Source organism: Exiguobacterium sp., from assembly GCF_020832205.1.
Lineage (GTDB): Bacteria > Bacillota > Bacilli > Exiguobacteriales > Exiguobacteriaceae > Exiguobacterium.
Genome location: NZ_JAFIFD010000007.1, coordinates 1 through 12,225 on the forward strand (window position 1 = coordinate 1; position 12,225 = coordinate 12,225).

The window sequence follows — 12,225 nt, forward strand, 5'->3', positions numbered from 1 at the left end:
GGCCGGCACCGGTCATCGCCGTCTCGAGGCGAGCGAAGACTTTGCCATCGTCGGGGCGTACCCAGAAGGGCGCGATTATGACACATTGACAGGGAAACCAGAAGAACGGCCTGACAACGTCGATCGCATCGAAGCGATTGACAAGCCGGCGACCGATCCGGTTTTCGGTACGACAGGGCCGCTGCACACGGAATGGAACAAGGAGGAGACGACATGAATCGAATTCCACATTCACTCATTTTAGCGACACTCAAACAACAAGTGGTCGAGCTGCCGGACGGGCGCGAGATGCGCGCCCTCGGCCAAGGCACGTGGCGGATGGGAGACGATGACTCGAAGCGAGACGCTGAAATCGAGGCACTCCAAACGGGGCTCGACTGCGGATTGCACGTCATCGACACGGCCGAGATGTACGGGGAAGGGAAAGCCGAGTCGCTCGTCGGGGAAGCGATTCAAGACCGGCGTGAAGACGTCTTCCTCGTCTCGAAAGTGTATCCGCATAACGCCGGCGGAGACAAGCTCGTCCAGGCGTGCGACGCCACGCTCGAACGGCTCGGGACGGACTATCTCGACCTGTACTTGCTCCATTGGCGCGGGGACATCCCGCTCGAGGAGACGGTTGACGGACTCGAACAGCTGAAAGCGGACGGGAAGATCCGGGCGTGGGGCGTGTCGAACTTTGACGTCGACGACATGAAAGAACTGCTCGCCTTGCCGAAAGGGAAGCACTGTGCGGTCAACCAAGTGCTCTATCATCTTGGCAGCCGCGGCATCGAGCATGACTTGTTGCCGTTCCTAATAGAGCAGCGCATCCCGGTCATGGCGTACTCGCCGCTCGCCGAAGGCAGCGACGTGAAAGAGAAAATCTTCAACGATGAGACGGTGAAGCGGATCGCCGAGGCGTACAGCGCGACGCCGGCCCAAATCTTGCTCGCCTGGACGACTAGGAGCGGTCACGTCATCGCCATCCCGAAAGCGGGCCAGAAAGCGCACGTCGAAGAGAACGGCGCTGCGATGCTGCTTAACTTGAGTGAAGACGATTTCAAGGCGCTCGACGAAGCGTTCCCGCCGCCGAGCGGGAAAGAGCCGCTTGATGTAATTTAAAGCTATTCAATAAATAACGGGGTCCTGTCACTGATTATTTGTGACCGGACCCCTTCTTTATGTCATAGCCGGATTACTCGTACTTACGATAGAAACAACATAGTTCCTCTTCCCCGCTATAAAATTTCCAAAGACATGTATTGTAATGGTGTGAAGCGAGTGCCGGGATTAGATCTGAAAATCTGAACACAGAGCCTATTTCAAATTCATGCGCCAAAGCAATTTGCATGATTTCTTTAGATGATTCATTAGAAGACTCACTTTCTTTTTTTTCTTTGAATAGAATGCAACTTGTTTTAGAAAAATTCCTCATCATCTCTACTGCCAAAGGTAACGAGTTCAAATCAAATTCGGCTACTCCGATGTAACCCAATTCCTCATTCACTGTGATTGGCTCTTCAATTCTTGATGTAAAGCCATGTACATCATAATATTTTTCGAGTTCTTTCCAATACTTATAGTAATGAACGATTCTCTCGCTTCTTTCTGATCCATGTCCGATAATGCTTAGCCACCAAAACGTATAGTTCGCTTCACTCTTATCTGTCATAAAATGACGCAGCAATAGTTCATCACATGTTTTTTTGAACAAAAGTCCGTCTTCATATGTGATTAATCGATCGCCTACAATGCTGAATGATTCGAGGGGAGGCCGATTTTTTCTCCAATGTGGCGTTAGATTATTGGATAACCACCAGAATGATTCATACGCGTTTTTCGTCTGTTCGATATAATATCTCATGACTCCCTCCACTTCGTTTGTATGTCGACTTCAGAGAAGATGAACGTCGTCTTCGTGTGCGCGTATGGGATTGCGGCATCGATGAACTGCTCCGCCTCGGCGAACGAATGGAAACGCATCTTCATGAGGAAACAAGCATCTCCGGAGATACGATAGCAAAACGCGATGTTCGGATACGCCTGAAGAAAGCGTGTGAACGCCTCATAGTTGCCGTTCTTCACGGTCGCCTCAATCAAACATTGAATCGGCTGACCGAGCAATTCGTGGTCGACGTCAATCGTGTAGCCTTTGATGACGCCGAACGATTCGAGCCGACGGACGCGTTCGCCGACGGACGGAGCCGACAAGTTGATGCGACGCCCAATCTCACTCATCGAGAGGCGGCTGTCTGTAGCCAACTCGGACAGAATGAGCCGGTCTGTGTCGTCGATTTTTAGCATGTAAGGGAATCCTCCTCATCTCGTTCTATCTGGAATGTATTGTACCGTGAACACGTTATGGATGGAATGGGAAGCGAGACAAATACCTTCTATACTAATCTCATAGGAGGTGTTGATATGAGTCGAATCCAACCAGCTCTTATTGGAAAGACGCCGTTCGAACGATTGCTCGGCCACGATGAGGACGTGATGCGGCAATGGACTACACTCGGCGATACGTTAACGGATGACAGGAAACTGAGCACCGAACTAAAAGAACAGGTGCGTCGAACGCTCGCGCAACAGAACGGGTGCGATTATTGCCGGGCGAAAGGGAGACCTGACCCGGAGACGTATGACGAACGGACGGCACTCGCTGTCGGGTTCGCCGATGTGTTCTTGAACATGAAGGGCAAGACACCCGCTTCATCGATTCGTGTGCTCCAAGAGACGTTCACGGATGCCGAGATCAGTGAGCTGTGCGCCTTCATCGCTTTCATGACGGCCTCGCAGTACGTCGGGGCGATGCTTGGATTGGAACGAGAAAACCCACTCACATCAACGTGAGTGGGTTCGTTTTAGTTCGCTAACGGATGCTTCAACAGATAGTCCTCGATTTGTGCGAGCGTCTCTTTCAAGACGCCGTCTTCAAACGGTGACTTCAACCCGGCGAGGTCGACGAGCTCGAGGAACGAGCGGCTGCCGCCGGCTTGGCAGAGCGTGAGGTAGTCGTGCCACGCCGCCTCGCGGTCCTCGTGCATGCGCACCCAGAACTGGAACGCGCACACTTGGGCGAGCGTATAGTCGATGTAGTAGAACGGGCTCTGGAAGATGTGTCCTTGCTGGTGCCACCACGCGCCCGACTCGAGGTACGCGTTCTCCTCATAGTCGCGGTGCGGGAGGTACACCTTCTCCAAGTCGCGCCATGCCTGGCGGCGTTCGTCAGCCGTCATATCCGGATTTCGGTAGACGACATGTTGGAACTCGTCGACGAGGACGCCGTACGGGAGGAACGTGACGCTGCCGGCCAAGTGGTTGAACTTGTACTTGTCGACTTGGTCGCCGAAGAACAGCTCCATCCACGGCCAACAGAAGAATTCCATCGACATCGAGTGGATCTCACACGCCTCGTACGTCGGGAACGCGTATTCAGGCGTCGTCAAATGACGGCTCTCATATACTTGGAAGGCGTGGCCGACTTCGTGCGTCAAGACATCGATGTCCCCGGCCGTGCCGTTGAAGTTCGAGAAGATGAACGGCAAGCCTTCAGACGGCAAGTATGTGCAATAGCCGCCGCCCGATTTGCCCGGTTTCGCCGTCAAATCGAGGGCACCGCGCTCTTGCATGTATTGGAAGAATTCGTCCGTCTCGCTCGAGAGCTCACGATACATCGTGTTGCCGCCTTCGATGATGAACGACTCGTCGCCTTTTGGCGTCGCATTGCCGTCAGGGAAGACGAACGACTCGTCATAGTACGTGAGCGTGTCGACGTTGATGCGTTTCGCCTGTTTCTCTTTCAAGCTAGAGGCGAGCGGGACGATGACGTCACGCACTTGCTTGCGGAAGTTTTCGACCATCGACTCGTCATAGCCGACGCGCTGCATCCGGGCGTAGCCGAGTTCGACGAACGACGGGAAGCCGAGCGCGTGGGCGATCTCAGTACGGACGCGGACGAGTTCACCGTAAATGCGGTCGAGCTCCGAACCGTTATCGGCGAGGTATGTATAACGCGCCTCGGAAGCCGCTTTTCGAACCGAACGGTCAGGGGACTGGAGATACGGGCCGAACTGTGACAAGTTGAGCGTCTTGCCGTCGAATTCGATCTGTGCGGCCGACATGACTTTCTGATAGCTCGTCGACAGACGGTTCTCTTCTTGCAGTTTCGGGATGAGTGACTCGTCAAACGTCTTTAAAGCCCGCTCTGCGAGTTCGAACAGTTGAGTGCCCCATTCTTTCTCGAGCGCGCTCCGAAGGTCGTGCTCCGTCAAGACGCGGTAATACGCCTGCACTTCTTTCTCATACACCGGCAACGCATCGTCAAAGAACGTCTGCTCGGCTTCGTAAAATGCGTCGCGCGTGTCGACCGAATGCCGGATCGCGATGAGCTGGCTTTGCGTCTCGAAATCGTTCCGTTCTTTGTTGATTTGGCGAATGAGTTCGTTCGCTTCTTCGAGCGTGCTCGCTTGCTGCAATTCGACTGAATAGTCCGACAATCGGCTGTTTAAAGCGTCCAAGTCGGGCCGTTCATATGACAATTCTGTGAAAGTCATCATTGTAAGCGCCTCCATGATGTGAAATTTTTATAAAGTGTAAAAAGGGCTTGCAAAAGCGATTGCACACTCGTATTCTTACGATGTGTAAACGAATTCGCACTACCTTATTACAACTATACCGTTTATAGGGTAGGGATTGAAGTAAGAGCTTTTCGGGTATAAAAGCTAAGACTTTGATTAACAGAACATGTTGGAGGGATTAAGCTATGGGATTCTTTAAAAAACTTTTTGGTGGTAAAGAAGAACAACTTAACGCGGTTTCACCGCTTACAGGAAAGGTCATCGACATCACGAACGTTCCTGACCAAGTGTTCTCACAAAAAATGATGGGTGACGGCATCGCCGTCGAGCCGACAGACGGTAAAGTCGTCTCACCAGTCAACGGGACGATCGCAACGGTCTTCCCGACGAAACACGCGATCGGCATCAACGCGGACAACGGTGCGGAGTACTTGATCCACATCGGTCTCGACACGGTCAACCTTAAAGGCGAAGGCTTCGAGACGCACGTGACTGAAGGGCAAGCCGTCAAAGTGGGCGACACGCTCGTCACGTTCGACCTCGACTTCATCAAAGCGAACGCGCCGTCGACGATCACACCGGTGATCATCACGAACCACGACAGCTTCGCTGTGAACAAACTTGTCGCAGAAGGCGACAACGTCACGGCCGGTTCTTCGGAAGTCGTCGAATTGACGAAGAAATAAGTCGGAAATGTTACTCGGAGGCGTCTGCTTCCGAGTATTTTTTTGTCGTTTCGGGAACTATAATGGAAGAGAGGGGGGAGAGACATATGGATGGAAAAAATGCACCGTACCGGGGATATGGGGACCGGATCCGGATTTTGCGTGAGCGGGCCGGCATCTCGGTCGAGGCGCTCGCCGAGCGGATCGGTGTCGCCCCGTACTTCGTTCGCCGGACCGAACTGAGTGAAGTGTACCCGACGATGCCTTACATAGAGGCGCTCGCCGAGGCGTTGAAAATAGATGCGAACTATTTGGCGCGTCACATTTGGACCGGGGAATCGTTAAAAGTGCTCATGAAAGGCAAAGTGCCCGAGCTCGAACAGATGAAGCTCGCCTATGACGAGGCGATGCACGGGAAGTCGACCGAAGATATGCAGCGTGAGCTCGAGGCACGGATGCGCATCTTCGACTTGATGCACGAAGAGGAGTTGCGGCGGATCTTCGAAGAAGACGAGGAACCGACGACCCACCACGCCCTCGAGGCGCTCGTCGACGCCGTACTCGACCTCGGCCGCGCCCAAGACGCGTCGCACCGCATCGTCCCGTTCGCCCGCTATATCGACCAGCTCGTGCCGGAACAGTTCACCGACAACTCGTTCCAGTACAGCGAGTTCGGACTTGTCGAGAAGCCATACAAATTACAGTGAACGCACAAAAAAGCAACCGTCCCACGGGGGGCGGTTGCTTTTCGTTTAACGCGACATGCGCGCTTCATAACGGACTTTCGGTTTCGTCCCGGCGAGCAAGAAGCCGAGGACGATGTTGAGAATCGTGAGCACCCAACCGATATAACCGAACGTGTAGGCGAGGCTCGCGAGCATCGTCTGCCAGTCGAGTAAGGATGCGGCATCACCGCGAACGGTGAAGCGGATGACCGTGAACCCGACGAGCGTCGTCGCCGTGATCAAAATTCCGATCCACGCCCCGCCGAAGCGTGACGTCTCCTGACGTCGGCTGACAGGGTACCAGAAAGCGAGCGTCCCGAGGAACGTGCTCCCCGCGTATGCGAGCAAGATTTGCCACAACGCATCTGCTTCCAAGAAGACGGTATAACAGATGAACGTCGTGAGCGTCGTCATGAATGTAAAAATCAAAGCTGCGAGTAATCGTGATCGCATAGTTCGTTTCCTCCTCATTTTGCACATTCTTTAGAGTATACGAAAACGAAAATGCTGTAAACGTTATTGACGATTCTGTAATATTTGTCGCCATTGTTTAATCGCATTGTTGCCATAGAACAAGACGCCGCCGCGATAGAACTTTGAGCCAATCCAGAGGATGACGCCGATCGAGCTTAGCATGATGCCGATTGAGAGGGCGACTTCCCATACCGGCACGTCGACGAGCATGACCCGCAGGAACATGAGCATCGGCGTGAAGAACGGGACGAACGACAACACCGTCACGAGCGGGGCGTCCGGGTTGTTCAATCCGAACATGGCGGCGAGGAACCCGGCGACGAGGAGCATGATGACCGGCATCGTCATCTGTTGCGATTCTTCGACACGGCTGACGAGTGAGCCGAGGACGGCGAACATCGCCGCATAGAGCAAATAGCCGAGCGCGAAGAACGTCAATAAGTACAAGACGGCACGGGCGTTGCCGGCGTTTTCGATGACCGACTGGGCCATCTCATTGCTGCGGGCGCTGAAGTAACCGAACCCGAGAAAGATTCCGATTTGGAAGAGGGCGAGCGTCCCGATGGCCGAGATTTTGGCGAGCATGTGCGTCACCGGATGCGTCGTCGAGATAATCAGTTCCATGACGCGTGACGATTTCTCGGTCGTCACTTCGGTCGAAATCATCGAGCCGTACGTGATGATCGACACGTACAAGAGCATGAGCATGACGTAGACGAATGCGAACGACGAGAACAGCTCGTCCGAGTTTTCACCGCCGCGTCCGAGGTACGACTCTTCGATCGGCACCGGTTCGTTGAGCGAGGCGATGACGGCCGGGTCGATGTTTGACGTCTCGATTAACTCGGCGTTGCGCGTTTCGCGGAGCGCTGTTTGCAAGAGCGTCGTGAATTCAGGTTCCGGCCGTTCTGACAAGACGCGGGCCGAATATCCGTCGATGAACGCGACCGCTTCATAGTCCCCGTTCGAAAGACCTTCGCGTGCCTCGTCCTCGGTCACGTTCGCCGCTTCGACGTCTTCGTAACCGAGCGACTGCATGACCGTGGCGAGCTCGGCGTTCTCGGTGACGAGAAGCGCTTGGCCACTGTCCGTGTCCTCGAAGTTCGAGAGGATGCGGTCGATGTTCGTGAAGCCGAAGATGAACAAAATCGTCAAGAGCGTCGAGATGAGGAACGCCTTCGAGCGCAGTTTCGAGCGGAGCGTGAACGAATAGAGTGGTCCAAAATTATGAAACATGTTGGCCGACCTCCTTAATAAAGATGTCGTTTAGGGAGACAGGTTTCCGCATGAACGTCTTGACGGCCGCACCTGAGCGGACGAGAGCGCCGAGCACGGCGTCACTGTCATCGAACGTGGCGAGACGGACGAGGTGGCCCGCCTTATGCGGTTCGACAGACCGGACGAATGGCATCGCCGTGACGATGTCGATTCGGTCCGTCTCGAGGAAGAGGACGGGCTCTTCGTATCGCGACTTGATCGTCGTGACGTCACCGCTGACGACGGCGCGTCCGTCTTTTAAGATGCCGATGTGTTGGCACAATTCCTCGACGTGCTCCATCCGGTGGCTCGAGAAGACAATCGTCGTCCCGGCGTCGCGAAGGGCGAGCACTTCCCGTTTCAAAATCTCGACGTTGACCGGGTCGAGACCGCTGAACGGCTCGTCTAAGATGAGCAGTTCCGGGTTGTGGATGAGCGCTGCGACGAGCTGGACTTTCTGTTGGTTCCCTTTAGATAGCTGTTCGACGCGCATCGATTCGTACTGCGGGATTTCGAGCCGTTCGAGCCAAGACTTGACGGCCCGTTTCGCCTCGGCCGAGCGCATCCCTTTCAAACTCGCTAAAAAGACGAGTTGGTCGCGGACGGGCGACTTCGGATATAAGCCACGCTCTTCCGGCAAATAGCCGACGAGACGGTGGTCGACGGCACGGCCGTCCCAACGGATCGTCCCGTCACTCGGTTTCAAGATGTCGAGGATCATCCGGAACGTCGTCGTCTTTCCGGCGCCGTTCGCCCCGAGCAACCCATACATTTCCCCTCTAGGGACGTGAAAACTCAAGTCGTCGACGGCCGTGAAGTCGCCGAACTGTTTTGAGACGCGGTCAATGTGTAACGTCATCTATGTACCTCCTCTAAAAAGTGTCTACTCTTAGCGTACGCCATCGTGAGCAAAAAGTTTCACTTTTGACTGAAAATGATTTATCTTGAAATCAAGATAATAAAAGGAGGACATCACATGAAGCTCCAATCAGCGGGCATCCATCACATCTCGTCGATGGTGAAAGAACCGCAACGCACAATCGACTTTTACGGCGACGTCCTCGGGCTTCGGTTCGTCAAACAGACGGTCAACTTCGACGACCCGGGCACGTACCATCTCTATTTCGGGGACGAGGAAGGGACGCCGGGGACGGCGATCACGTTCTTCCCGATCCCAGGGCTGAACCGAGGCAGCGTCGGCAGCGGGCAAGTCGGCGTCACCGCCTATCTCGTCCCAGTCGGGAGCCTGCCGTTTTGGGAGGCGCGCTTGAACGCACACGGGGTCGGGACGGTGGCGACCGAACGGTTCGGCGAGCCGTCGCTCTTGTTTGAAGACCCGGACGGCCTCGTCGTCGAGCTCGTCGCGAGAACGAGTTCGAAACGGACGAAGTGGGTCGTGTCAGGCATCACGACGGATAAAGCGATCACGGGCTTCGCCGGCGCGACGCTGTTATCGAAAGACCCGGAAGCGACAGTCCGGCTCTTGACCGAGTTGTTTGGCTTCGAGAAGGTCGGGGAAGATTCGGAATGGGTCCGGCTTATTGGCTCTGCCGACTACGGCAACGTCATCGACGTGAAAAAGACCGTCCTCCCGAACGGGGTTCCAGGGACGGGAACGGTTCACCATATCGCTTGGCGCGTCACGAACGGCGCGGACTACGGCACGTGGCAAGACGCCATCTTCGAACGAGGGCTCCGGCCGACCGAGGTGAAAGAGCGGCACTACTTCCGCTCGGTCTATTTCCATGACGAAGGGCGCATCTTGCATGAGCTCGCGACGGATGCCCCGGGCTTTCTCGTCGACGAGTCGATGGAGACGCTCGGCACCGCGTTGAAACTGCCGGACTGGTTCGAGTCAAAACGCGACGCGATCACGAACACGTTACCACCAATCACGATTCCAAAAGGAGAGATCTTATGATCCATCAATTCATTAAAGGCACGACTGAGACGACGTTTGTACTATTGCATGGGACAGGCGGGACAGAACAGGACTTGATTCCGCTCGCGAAAGAGCTCGACCCGAACGTGAACATTTTGACGTTGCGCGGAGACGTACTGGAGAACGGGATGTCGCGCTTCTTCCGCCGTCACGCGGAAGGTGTGCTCGACCTCGAGGACTTGAAGAAGCAGACGGAACGGTTCCTCGCCTTCCTCGACGAGGCGGCCGCGGAGTATGGCATCGACCGCGACAAGATGATCCCGCTCGGTTATTCGAACGGTGCCAACTTGATCGGTTCGGCACTATACCGGCAGAACGCGTTCGAGGCATCGCTCTTGTTCCACCCGATGGTGCCTGACCGTTCGCTCACCTTGCCGAGCCTTTCAGGCGCGAACGTGTTCATTTCGGCCGGGGAACGCGACCCGATTTGCCCGAAAACAGAAACAGAAGAGCTCACATCGACACTCCGGACAGCCGGGGCGGACGTCGAGCTCTTCTATCACGGAGGTGGACACGAATTACGGATGGAGGAAGTCGAGGCTGCCCGGACGTGGGTCACCCCATACATCGGGTAACGGTCACGCCATCTTCTTCGGCTTCGACGGCCGCGAGTAGACGACGAGAACACCCCGGTCAATCAAATAGGCGGCGAACAGACGTTTCGCCTCTTCAGAACGGACAGTTCGGTCGATGTGGATATACAATCGGCCGAGCTTTTTTTGTGACGTGCGGGTGAGGAGCCAAATCGAGTCGAGCGTGTACTGCCAGCTCTTGAGCGTATCGGCCCCGATGTAGAGGTAACGGTTCGAGGTGCGCTCGAGCAAGTAATTGAGCCACCAAACGTCACGGGCGAGTTTCATGGCGACACCGGCTAAAAACGAGAGGCCGAGGAGAGACAACGCGTTGACGATCGGATGCATGGCGGTGAACCGCTCGCGGAGCGGTTCGAAGGCGACGATGACCAGTCCAACGGAAAAGGCGCCGATGAACCACCAAAATCCGAAGTTAGAGAATGACCGTTTCGGGTCGTGCACCATGTGGTGACGGTTACGGATCACGGAAGACATTCTCTACACCTCCTTTTTTAGAATATTCAGACTATTTGGTAAAACTACTATACTATACATTACCCAAACTCGTCTATTTGAATACGCGTTAAACGTGCTCTTAGATGAGCATTTTTTGACGAAATCGCTTGCAAGCGATTAAATGCGGGAATGATGACAGTGACGTCATCATTTTTTTGTAAATTCGTAATTTTAAGAAGGCAGGAAATCGGCTATGATGAGTAAGGAAAATTTATGGGCGGGTGATTCGGAATGAAGAAGATGAAAGTCGGGGAGCTCCGGAACGAGTTAAAACAGTTCGACCAGAAGGAGTTGATTGAATTGATCGTCGGCTTGTATAAACAGCACGCTGACGTGAAGACGACGCTCAATCGCTATTTCATGGAAGGGTTCGAAGCCGAGGAAGCGATGCGTTTGATCAAAAAAATCGTCCAACTCGGTGAAAACCAAACGAGCTATTTTGTGAACTTCAACATATTACGTCAAGGGGCAGCCATCGTCAAAGAAGCAGAGCGCTTCACAGACCCAGTGCTCACGGAACGTGTTCGCATCTATTATCTCACCTATTTCGGCGGATATGTCACTGAGGTCGGTGAGTTGCTGGAATTACAAGAGCCACGCGAGTTGGAAGTGTTCTTTAAGCAATTTGAAAAAGTTATGCGCCTCGTGCAACAAGACCCTGGACTTTTGTTGCCGATCGAGGACGAAGTGGACGCGATGATCGAAGAGTTTCCGATTGAACAAAAGAAAGAGACGATTGCGTTTTGGGAACGTCAAAAAGATTGGGCGAAACAACAATTAAGAACTTGAGGAATGTTTATGCGAAATCATTGGTACGACAACATTAAAGGTGTGCTCGTCTTGCTCGTCGTGTTCGGTCACTTGTTGACCGACGTGCGCGGCGCTTATGACGACTTGTTGCCGAATTGGATTTATTTATTTTTGTACTCGTTTCATATGCCGTTATTCATCATGTTGAGCGGTTACTTCTTCCGGGAGAACCGTTATTTACGCGTCATCCAGCTGTTCGTCGTCTACGTCATCTGGCAAGTCATTCTCGGGTCATGGTTCGCCTTCACCGAGGGCATCCCGCTGTTATCGCTCGATAACCCGGGACTAAACGTGTTGAAGCCGTACTGGGCGCTCTGGTACTTGATGGCGATCATCATCTGGTACGTCATCACGCCGTACGTCACGCAATTGAAAGGATACGTCCTGTATGCGCTCTTGTTCGCGCTCTTGTTCGGCTTCCAGGCCGAGTCGACCGGCTTCTTCGCGCTCCGGAAAGTAATCATGTTCTATCCGTTCTTCTTGATCGGCAACTGGATGAGCGCGCGCAACACGTTGAACTTCTTCGAGCTGTCGAAGCGCGCCGAGCAACGAAATCGTTACCGCATCGGCGGGGCGGTCGTCTTCACGTTCTTGACGTTCGGACTGCTCGCGTCGATGAGTTTCCAAAAAGAAGACGCCTATTATCACGTCGGCAACTTGTTCAAGTTCCGCTTCGCCTATGAGACGGCCGTGCCGGAAGCAATC

General features: G+C 54.1%; 15 protein-coding genes and 1 pseudogene. 9 read left to right on the forward strand and 7 right to left on the reverse strand.

Features of this window, described 5'->3' with window-relative positions; translation table 11 throughout:
- Together JJU47_RS01365 and JJU47_RS01370 are read left to right on the forward strand one after the other, a co-directional pair.
- A pseudogene (locus JJU47_RS01365) lies at positions 1-217 on the forward strand (hypothetical protein); the annotation flags it as partial.
- Entirely contained in the window at positions 214-1,104 is an 891-nt protein-coding gene (locus JJU47_RS01370; protein ID WP_228615769.1) for an aldo/keto reductase, read from the forward strand. The pseudogene JJU47_RS01365 and the gene JJU47_RS01370, both read left to right, overlap by 4 nt.
- Positions 1,105-1,177: 73 nt before the next feature.
- Here JJU47_RS01370 and JJU47_RS01375 read toward each other — a convergent pair whose 3' ends face one another.
- Positions 1,178-1,846, reverse strand: a complete 669-nt coding sequence (locus tag JJU47_RS01375; protein WP_228615770.1) for a hypothetical protein — start codon at positions 1,844-1,846, stop codon at positions 1,178-1,180.
- Positions 1,843-2,286, reverse strand: a complete 444-nt coding sequence (locus tag JJU47_RS01380) for an Lrp/AsnC family transcriptional regulator (protein ID WP_228615771.1) — start codon at positions 2,284-2,286, stop codon at positions 1,843-1,845. The genes JJU47_RS01375 and JJU47_RS01380 overlap by 4 nt, the downstream gene beginning before the upstream one ends.
- Positions 2,287-2,403: 117 nt before the next feature.
- Between JJU47_RS01380 and JJU47_RS01385 the strand changes: the two genes are divergently transcribed.
- Entirely contained in the window at positions 2,404-2,832 is a 429-nt protein-coding gene (locus JJU47_RS01385; protein WP_228615772.1) for a carboxymuconolactone decarboxylase family protein, read from the forward strand.
- An 11-nt stretch (positions 2,833-2,843) separates the two neighbouring features.
- Here JJU47_RS01385 and JJU47_RS01390 read toward each other — a convergent pair whose 3' ends face one another.
- On the reverse strand, positions 2,844-4,538 hold the full coding sequence (locus tag JJU47_RS01390; RefSeq protein WP_228615773.1) for a M3 family oligoendopeptidase: 1,695 nt from the start codon (positions 4,536-4,538) through the stop codon (positions 2,844-2,846).
- A gap of 206 nt (positions 4,539-4,744) precedes the next feature.
- Between JJU47_RS01390 and JJU47_RS01395 the strand changes: the two genes are divergently transcribed.
- Complete coding sequence (locus JJU47_RS01395) at positions 4,745-5,245, forward strand: PTS sugar transporter subunit IIA (RefSeq protein ID WP_228615774.1); 501 nt, start codon at positions 4,745-4,747, stop codon at positions 5,243-5,245.
- 86 nt (positions 5,246-5,331) lie between these two features.
- Complete coding sequence (locus JJU47_RS01400) at positions 5,332-5,931, forward strand: helix-turn-helix domain-containing protein (RefSeq protein ID WP_228615775.1); 600 nt, start codon at positions 5,332-5,334, stop codon at positions 5,929-5,931.
- 45 nt (positions 5,932-5,976) lie between these two features.
- Here JJU47_RS01400 and JJU47_RS01405 read toward each other — a convergent pair whose 3' ends face one another.
- The 3 genes from JJU47_RS01405 to JJU47_RS01415 form a co-directional block, all read right to left on the reverse strand.
- On the reverse strand, positions 5,977-6,402 hold the full coding sequence (locus JJU47_RS01405; RefSeq protein WP_228615776.1) for a hypothetical protein: 426 nt from the start codon (positions 6,400-6,402) through the stop codon (positions 5,977-5,979).
- 63 nt (positions 6,403-6,465) lie between these two features.
- The gene (locus JJU47_RS01410) at positions 6,466-7,659 is read right to left on the reverse strand and encodes an ABC transporter permease (RefSeq protein ID WP_228615777.1); all 1,194 of its coding nucleotides are present in this window, start codon (positions 7,657-7,659) and stop codon (positions 6,466-6,468) included.
- A complete protein-coding gene (locus JJU47_RS01415; protein WP_228615778.1) occupies positions 7,649-8,539 on the reverse strand; it encodes an ABC transporter ATP-binding protein in 891 nt (296 codons plus the stop codon). The genes JJU47_RS01410 and JJU47_RS01415 overlap by 11 nt, the downstream gene beginning before the upstream one ends.
- Positions 8,540-8,656: 117 nt before the next feature.
- Here JJU47_RS01415 and JJU47_RS01420 point away from each other — a divergent pair, with 117 nt between their 5' ends.
- Together JJU47_RS01420 and JJU47_RS01425 are read left to right on the forward strand one after the other, a co-directional pair.
- On the forward strand, positions 8,657-9,601 hold the full coding sequence (locus JJU47_RS01420; RefSeq protein WP_228615779.1) for a VOC family protein: 945 nt from the start codon (positions 8,657-8,659) through the stop codon (positions 9,599-9,601).
- Positions 9,598-10,197: an alpha/beta hydrolase gene (locus JJU47_RS01425; RefSeq protein WP_228615780.1), complete on the forward strand. Its 600-nt coding sequence runs from the start codon at positions 9,598-9,600 to the stop codon at positions 10,195-10,197. The genes JJU47_RS01420 and JJU47_RS01425 overlap by 4 nt, the downstream gene beginning before the upstream one ends.
- Before the next feature lie 3 nt (positions 10,198-10,200).
- On the opposite strand, the gene JJU47_RS01430 is transcribed toward JJU47_RS01425, so the two are convergent.
- Positions 10,201-10,689, reverse strand: coding sequence for a hypothetical protein (locus JJU47_RS01430; RefSeq protein WP_228615781.1), 489 nt, complete (start codon positions 10,687-10,689; stop codon positions 10,201-10,203).
- A 252-nt stretch (positions 10,690-10,941) separates the two neighbouring features.
- Here JJU47_RS01430 and JJU47_RS01435 point away from each other — a divergent pair, with 252 nt between their 5' ends.
- Positions 10,942-11,499: a hypothetical protein gene (locus JJU47_RS01435; RefSeq protein ID WP_228615782.1), complete on the forward strand. Its 558-nt coding sequence runs from the start codon at positions 10,942-10,944 to the stop codon at positions 11,497-11,499.
- Positions 11,500-11,508: 9 nt separating this feature from the next.
- Positions 11,509-12,225: acyltransferase family protein (locus JJU47_RS01440; RefSeq protein ID WP_228615783.1), on the forward strand; the 717-nt coding region annotated here is incomplete at its 3' end.